Below are 5,495 nucleotides of genomic sequence, written 5' to 3' on the forward strand. Positions count from 1 at the left end.
GGCCGATCTGCCGGAGAATTACGAAGCCAACCCGGTCGCGTTCAACTTCATTCGGCAAGTCCCGGTCGACTGGGACGACACGCGCGTGCTGGGCGGCGAGGTCGGCGATTTCGTCGTCGTCGCGCGCAAGGAGCGCGGCAAGGCCGACTGGTATCTCGGGGCGACGACCAATGCCGAAGCGCGCGACGTCTCGGCCAGCCTCGATTTCCTGACGCCGGGCAAGCGCTACACCGCGATGATCTGGCGCGACGGGCCGACCGCGCATTATGGCGCGGCGGGCAAGGACATGGTCTATGAAGAGCGCAAGGTGACCAGCCGCGACACGCTGGCGCTGCACCTGGCGCCGGGCGGCGGGGCGGCGGTACGGTTCGCGGCCGGGCGCTGATGCGGCCGGGCTCGATCACCATCCTGGGCGGCGGGACGGCCGGATGGATGGCGGCGTGCCTGTTCCAGCAACACTGGCCCGAGACCGCGATCACGCTGATCGAATCGAGCGAGATCGGGATCATCGGCGTCGGCGAGGGGTCGACCCCGCAACTCAAGCACTTCTTTGACACGATCGGTATCACCGAGGCCGAGTGGATGCCGCGCTGCAACGCGACCTACAAGGCGGGGATCGAATTTGTGGGATGGTCCGAACGGACGGGTCACGATCGCTATTTCCACCCCTTCCCGACCGCGATCGACCGCCACACCGCGCCGCAATTCTTCTACAATACCCGCGCCAGGCGAACGGGGCGTGACGTGCCGGCGCATCCGGATCGCTTCTTCCTGACGACCGCGCTGGCCGCCCGGCGCAAAGCACCGATCGCGCCGCCGAATTTTCCGTTCCTGACGGGCTACGGCTATCATTTCGATGCGGTGCTGGTCGGAGAATATCTGCGCGAGGTCGCGACCGGGCGCGGGGTCGTTCACGTCGATGCAAAGATTGTCGAGGTCGCAATGTTGCCGGTTGGCAATATCGGCGAATTGCTGGCGGAGGACGGCCGCCGCATCGGCGGCGAGCTGTTCGTCGACGCCAGCGGTTTCCGCGCACTGATCATAGAAGGCGCGCTGGCCGAACCGCATGTGAGTTTTTCCGAAAACTTGTTCAATGACCGCGCGGTGGTGACTCCGACACCGGTCGCCGAGGGGGGTCCGACGGTCGCTACGAAAGCCACCGCGCTGTCGGCCGGCTGGGCGTGGGACATCCCGCTGACCAATCGCACCGGCAACGGCTATGTCTATGCGTCGCGCTATCTTGAGCCCGAGGCGGCGGCGGCGGAACTGCTCGATCATCTCGGACTGCCGCGCGACACCGCAGTGCGCCACCTGCAAATGAAAGTCGGGCGGATCGAGCGCAGCTGGGTCCGCAACTGCCTCGCCATCGGCCTCGCCCAGGGGTTCATCGAACCGCTCGAGGCGACCGCGCTGCACATCGTGCTGGCGACGGTCGAAGGGTTCATCGAAACGGTCGACGGTGAGGGCGCGGCCGGGCGCGGCGGGTTCAACGCCCGCACCGCGCGTCGCTATGAAGGCATTCGCGACTACGTCGTTGCCCATTACCGGCTGCAGCTGCGCCGAGACACTGACTATTGGCGCGATGCCGCCGATCTCGATTGCCTGTCGGACAGTTTGAAGGGCGTAATGACCGCCTGGTTCACGGGGGCCGACCTGGAGGAAGAGATCGCCCGGCAGGACATCGCCGCCTACTATCCGGCATTATCCTGGCATTGCCTGCTCGCCGGATATGGCAATTTCCCCGACCCCGCCAAGCTTGTCCCGCCGGACGCGGATGTCGAGCACTATGACATGGCCGCGATCGACGCGTTCATCGCCGGCTGCGCGAGCAATTATCCGAGCCACAGTGAGGCGCTGGCCCGGGTGGCGACCGCGTGAGCTCAGTCCTTCTTGCCCTTGCCGGCCGGCCAGGCAGAGAGCGGATGGACGACGCCATATTCCTCGACCGCGGGGGGCTGGGCGAGGGGCTGGAACACCGGCAGCGACATCTCCACCCGCGTGTCGGGCAGCCGGTCGAGCAAATCGCGGATAAGGGTCAGCCGGCCGCGCTTCTGGTCGTTGAACTCGACCAGGGTCCATGGTGCGGCCGCGGTGTGGGTCGCCTTGAGCATGGTTTCGCGAGCGGCGGTATAGTCGGCGTAGTGCTTGCGCGCGGCGACATCGATCGGCGACAGTTTCCACTGCTTGAGCGGGTCGACCAGCCGCTCGGCGAAACGCGCCTCCTGCTGATCCTGGTCGCAGCACAGCCAATATTTGAACAGCAGGATGCCGTCCTTGACCAGCTTCTTCTCGAACGCGGGAACGGCCTTAAGGAACTCTGCGACCAGTTCGGGCGGGGTGAAGCCCATCACGTGCTCGACGCCGGCGCGATTATACCAGCTGCGGTCGAACAAAAAGATCTGGCCGGGGCCGGGCAGGTTGGCGGCGTAGCGGTCGAGATAGGCCTTGGTCGGGAGCAACCCGTCGGGCTTGCCGAGCGCGACGATGTGGCAATCGCGCGGGTTGATGTGCGCGCGGATCGCGTCGATCGCTCCGCCCTTGCCAGCGGTGTCGCGGCCCTCGACGACGATCAGGATACGCTGGCCGGTCGCTTTGGCCCAGCGCGCCATCGCCACCAATTCTTCGGTCAGCTGGTCGAGCCGCTTGGTGAATTTCCTGCGCTTCATCGCCGTTCTCATTGTATCGTGTGGCGCGAGCGTAGCAGGACGCGGGTAAAGCGCCAGACGCAGCCAGTCGCGCGTTGCCGTGTGCCGCTCACCCGCTATAGGCGCATCCCATGACTGCTGACCCTGTCTCGACCCTGCTGCTGTTCGGCGCGACCGGCGACCTTGCCCATCGCATGTTGCTGCCGTCGCTCTACGGCCTTTATGCCGACGGATTGTTGCCAACGGGACTCAAGATCGTCGGTACCGCGCGCAGCCCTCTCGACGATGCGGCGTATCGGTCGAGTGCGCTCGCGGCGCTCACGGAGCATGTCCAGGCCGAGTATCTGGATGCGACGAAGGCGGCGGCGTTTGCCGGGATGCTGTCCTATGTTCCGCTCGACGCCACCAAGGCGGCGGGGTTTGCGGCGCTGCGCGAGCGGATCGATCCGGCTGCCGGGCTGGCGATCTTCCTGTCGACCGCGCCGTCGCTGTTCAAGGCGACGATCGACGGGCTGGAAGGTGCCGGGCTGACCGGCCCGCGTGTGCGCCTTGCGCTGGAGAAGCCGCTCGGCTCCGACCTCGCCTCGAGCCGCGAGATCAACGACGCGGTGGCGATCGCCTTTCCCGAAGCGCGGACCTATCGGATCGACCATTATCTGGGCAAGGAAACCGTCCAGAATCTGCTGGCGCTGCGCTTTGCCAATTCGCTGTTCGAACCGCTGTGGAATTCGGCGCATATCGACCATGTCCAGATCACCGTCGCCGAGACCGTGGGGCTGGAAGGGCGCGGCGATTATTACGACGGGGCGGGCGCGCTGCGCGACATGGTCCAGAACCACATGCTGCAGCTGGTCGCGCTGGTCGCGATGGAGCCGCCGGCCGATTTCGACGCGACCTCGGTTCGCGACGAGAAGGTCAAGGTGCTGCGCTCGCTGCGGCGGATCGGGGCGAACGACGTCGGCAATTGCGTCGTCACCGGCCAATATGCCGCCGGCGCGTCGGACGGCCAGCCGGTGCCGGGCTATATCGACGAATTGGGCCATCCCTCGGCGACCGAGACGTTCGTCGCGCTGAAGGCGCATGTCGACAATTGGCGTTGGGCCGGGGTGCCGTTCTACCTGCGTACCGGCAAGCGCATGCCGCAGCGTTCGACCGAGATTTTCATCCAGTTCAAATGTGTGCCGCATTCGAACTTCGCCTCGCGCGGGGCGACGACCCAGGCCAACAAGCTGTTGATCTCGATTCAGCCGGAAGAGAATATCCGGCTGCAGGTGATGGCCAAGACGCCGGGGCTGGACCGGGCGGGCATCCGCCTGCGCGAACTGCCGCTCGACCTCGGCATGGTCAATGCCTTTGCCGACCACCGTCGGCGGATCGCCTATGAGCGGCTGCTGCTCGACCTGATCGAGGGCGACCCAACCTTGTTCGTGCGGCGCGACGAGGTCGAGGCGCAGTGGGACTGGATCGACGGCGTGCGGGCGGCGTGGAACGACGCCGGGCTGGCGCCGAGACCTTATGCGGCTGGCAATTGGGGGCCATCGGCCGCGATTGCCCTGACCGAACGTGATGGAGTGCATTGGCATGATTGAGGATGCGGCATGATTGAGGCGGAATTCTGGGATTACGACAGCGCCGAGGAGATGGCGTCGGCCGTCGCCGGCGACGTCGGCTTCATCATCGAAAGCGCATTGGACGCGCGCGGCAACGCCATGCTGGCGCTGCCCGGGGGGACGACTCCGGGGCCGATTTATTCGAAGCTGGTCAAGGCTGACCTCAACTGGAAGAAGGTCACCATCATCCCCGGCGACGAGCGTCTCGTGCCGATGGATAATGAGCTGAGCAACGTCCGCGCGCTGGCCAAGGTCTTCCTGCCCGCAGGGGCCCGCGTGATCCCGGTGACCGGTGACATCAAGGACCACAAGCTGGCCGGCAATAGCGCCGATGCCAGGCTGCAGGACCTGCCGTGGCCACCCGACCTCGTCTGGCTCGGCATGGGTGAGGACGGGCATACCGCGTCGATCTTCGCCGGTCCCGACCTGCCGGACGCGCTCGATGCGCCCAAGGCGAGGCGGATGGTTGGCGTGATGCCCGATCCGCTGCCAACCGAGGCCCCGGTCGCGCGGGTGACGCTGACCCGCGCGGCAATCCTGTCGGCGCGCACGTTGCTCATCGTCATCAAGGGCCAGCAAAAGCGCGATATGCTGGAACAGGCGATCGAGGACGGCCAGTCGTCCAAGCTGCCCATTGGGCGGGTGCTGGCCGAGTGCGATCAGCCGATCGACATTCACTGGTGCCCATGATGAGCCGCCTCGACTCTCGCATTTCCAAGGTCACCGACCGGATTATAGAGCGGTCGAAGCCGGGGCGCAGCCGCTACCTGCAGCTGATGGCCGACGAGGCCGATCGTGGCATTTCGCGCCCGCGCCTGTCGTGCGGCAATTTCGCCCACGGCTTTGCCGCAGCGGGCGAGGACAAGGCCGCGATCAAAGGACTGCACGAGCCTAACCTCGCCATCGTCACCGCCTACAACGACATGCTCTCGGCGCATCAGCCCTATGGCCGCTACCCCGAGCAGATGAAGATTTTCGCGCGCGAGGCGGGGGCCACTGCGCAGGTCGCGGGCGGCGTTCCGGCGATGTGCGACGGTGTGACCCAGGGCCAGCCGGGCATGGACCTGTCGCTGTTCAGCCGCGACACGATCGCTTTGTCGACGGCGGTGGCGCTCAGCCATGGCATGTTCGAAGGCGTCGCGATGCTCGGCATCTGCGACAAGATCGTCCCTGGCCTGCTGATCGGCGCGCTCCGCTTTGGGCATTTGCCGGCCTTGCTGATCCCCAGCGGACCGATGCC

At 66.1% G+C, this 5,495-nt stretch carries 6 protein-coding genes; 5 read left to right on the top strand and 1 reads right to left on the bottom strand.

Annotated elements, in window-relative coordinates; all coding sequences use genetic code 11:
* Positions 1–385, top strand: a 385-nt coding sequence (locus RMN84_RS11465) for a glycoside hydrolase family 97 C-terminal domain-containing protein (protein ID WP_309612299.1), incomplete at its 5' end; no start/stop codon positions are given.
* Complete coding sequence (locus tag RMN84_RS11470) at positions 385–1,878, top strand: tryptophan 7-halogenase (protein WP_309612300.1); 1,494 nt, start codon at positions 385–387, stop codon at positions 1,876–1,878. The genes RMN84_RS11465 and RMN84_RS11470, both read left to right, overlap by 1 nt.
* A 2-nt stretch (positions 1,879–1,880) precedes the next feature.
* Here RMN84_RS11470 and RMN84_RS11475 read toward each other — a convergent pair whose 3' ends face one another.
* Positions 1,881–2,666 (bottom strand): polyphosphate kinase 2, encoded by a 786-nt coding sequence (locus tag RMN84_RS11475; RefSeq protein WP_309612301.1) that lies wholly within the window; start codon positions 2,664–2,666, stop codon positions 1,881–1,883.
* Positions 2,667–2,776: 110 nt separating this feature from the next.
* Between RMN84_RS11475 and zwf the strand changes: the two genes are divergently transcribed.
* From zwf to RMN84_RS11490, 3 genes are all read left to right on the top strand, one after another.
* Positions 2,777–4,234 (top strand): glucose-6-phosphate dehydrogenase, encoded by a 1,458-nt coding sequence (gene zwf, locus RMN84_RS11480; RefSeq protein WP_309612302.1) that lies wholly within the window; start codon positions 2,777–2,779, stop codon positions 4,232–4,234.
* Positions 4,235–4,243: 9 nt separating this feature from the next.
* Entirely contained in the window at positions 4,244–4,945 is a 702-nt protein-coding gene (pgl, locus tag RMN84_RS11485) for a 6-phosphogluconolactonase (protein WP_309612303.1), read from the top strand.
* A partial coding sequence (locus RMN84_RS11490) for a dihydroxy-acid dehydratase (protein ID WP_309612304.1) occupies positions 4,945–5,495 on the top strand: 551 nt, incomplete at its 3' end. The genes pgl and RMN84_RS11490, both read left to right, overlap by 1 nt.

It is taken from the genome of Sphingomonas sp., from assembly GCF_031380695.1.
Lineage (GTDB): Bacteria > Pseudomonadota > Alphaproteobacteria > Sphingomonadales > Sphingomonadaceae > Sphingomicrobium.